2 protein-coding genes are annotated in these 2,079 nt (G+C 34.7%); both read left to right on the forward strand.

Going from position 1 to position 2,079, the window contains the following annotated elements; translation table 11 throughout:
• Nucleotides 1–1,086, forward strand: a 1,086-nt coding sequence (locus ACKI2P_RS08905) for an MATE family efflux transporter (protein ID WP_407376961.1), incomplete at its 5' end; no start/stop codon positions are given.
• Between the two features lie 133 nt (nucleotides 1,087–1,219).
• Nucleotides 1,220–2,079, forward strand: an 860-nt coding sequence (locus ACKI2P_RS08910) for an ABC transporter transmembrane domain-containing protein (RefSeq protein ID WP_407376963.1), incomplete at its 3' end; no start/stop codon positions are given.

Raw genomic sequence — 2,079 nt, forward strand, 5'->3', positions numbered from 1 at the left:
GGCGCTTCAGGACAGTCATTAATTGAAGCAAATAGATATGCGACCCCTCTGTTCTTATGCGTATTTGTATTCATTTTTTCCATTGGATGCAGCGGAATTCTTCGGGGTGAAGGTGACATGAAAAGGGCAATGTATGCAATCATTGTTTCATCAATAATGAATTGTGTATTGGATCCTATTTTCATCTATGTTCTGGGATGGGGTTCTGCAGGTGCTTCAATTTCAACAGTAGTCAGTGTATTGGCCTCAGCATGTTTCATAATGTACTTTATCTTAATTAAAAAAGACACTTATGTTGATGTAACTTTTAAAGGGTTTAAATTTGAATCTAAAATAGTTTTAGACATTTTAAAAGTGGCTATTCCTACATCTTTTGACAAGTTCATAATTCCTGTTGCAATGAGTTTCTATTTGATGTTCATATTCTCAGTTGGTGGCGTTGATGGCATTGCAATATTCATGTCCGCTCAAAGATTATATTTAATGGGAATTCTACCTTCAACTGCCATTTCTATCGCTGTTTCAGCTGTTAGCGGAAGTGCATTCGGAGCGAAAAATTGGGAATATCTTTCAAGGGCACACACTTTCAGTACTAAATTTGCAATGGCCATGTCAGCAACAGTCATGCTTGTTTTGGTAATATTCGCACCGCAGTTATCATTAATTTTCGCATATACTCCTGAAACTGCTTCCTTGATTCCTGGAATTGCAAATTTTTTAAGGATAGCCGGTTTTGGATTGATTTTTGTGGGCTTGGGAATGCCTTCAAGCTTTTTATATCAGGGAATCGGACGAGGAACTACAAGTCTGGTATGGACAGTCATAAGGGAGTTGATTTTTGCTGTAAGCTTCACTTATCTATTTGGAATAGTATTTGGCTGGGGATTAACAGGTATCTGGATTGGCCTTGCTGTTGGAAGGGGCGTAGCATCCTTTTTAAACTTTGTCTATGCAAAATACACAATAATGATGTTAAAATCAGAAGGTGTAGATAATGATATTCAAAAAAGAGGATACTTGAGCGTGCAACACCTGTGTGAATTGATTCTGGTATTGCTGCACCAATTCCGTCATGAATCCGGTTAAAAAAATCAGAAGTTGTATAATTCCGTTTCACATTTCAAAAGTACATTTGTTCAAAAATATATTTAATGAATTGATTGTAATTCATTTTTCATATGGTGGAATGTATTTATATCTAAAAACTATATTACATAATATGAAAAAGTTTTTGAGTGTTTCACTAAAATTCCAATGGAAAACAATTCTGATTATTTTCGCTTTAATCATCATTCAGACATTCTTTCAAATGGAAATAATTGATCTGTTCAGTGTTGCTTTGACAGGAGTTAAAGAACAGAATATCGATTTGCTTTTCAGGTCCGGATTATACATGTTAATATATACAGTCATTTCTATGATTGCCCTTTATGCGGTTTCTTTACTTTCAACAAGAGTGGCTTCAAATGCAGCATATAAAATCCGTGAGAAAATATTTCATATCCTGATGAACCTGCCTGATGAGGAAATTGCTCAATTTAAAATTTCAGGGCTAACTACACGGTCAACCAGGGGTATGTCCTCAGAACAGGGATTTTTAGTGATAATACTCGAACAGTTAATACTGATTCCCGTTACATTCATAGCAGTCGTATATGAAATAGCATTGATTGATACGTCTTATGCGATATTCTTCTTGGTAATGATTGCTATTATTTCCATGATCATAATTTTGAGAATGAAGAAAATTGTAGAAATATTTTTCAGAGCTAAAAAGACATACGGAATGCTAAACCAGTTATTTCTATCTAAAATCAGTGATATAGCTGACAAAATCCCATATAACAAAAAGGAGTATGAGGCTGAATTTGAAAAGGCCTGTGAGAATTCATATGATAAAAACGTTAAGTATATTTCTAGTCAATATTACCTCGGGCCACTGTTAATGTGGGGTTTATATTTCATTGTTTTGATTACCTTGGCAATGGTTAATTCCGGATACACAATCGGCTTTGAAACCGACAGCGTATTTGACTCATTCATTATTTTAATGTATATTGCCTACTTCATTGGTACCTT

This window comes from Methanobrevibacter sp. (assembly GCF_045541095.1).
GTDB lineage: Archaea > Methanobacteriota > Methanobacteria > Methanobacteriales > Methanobacteriaceae > Methanocatella.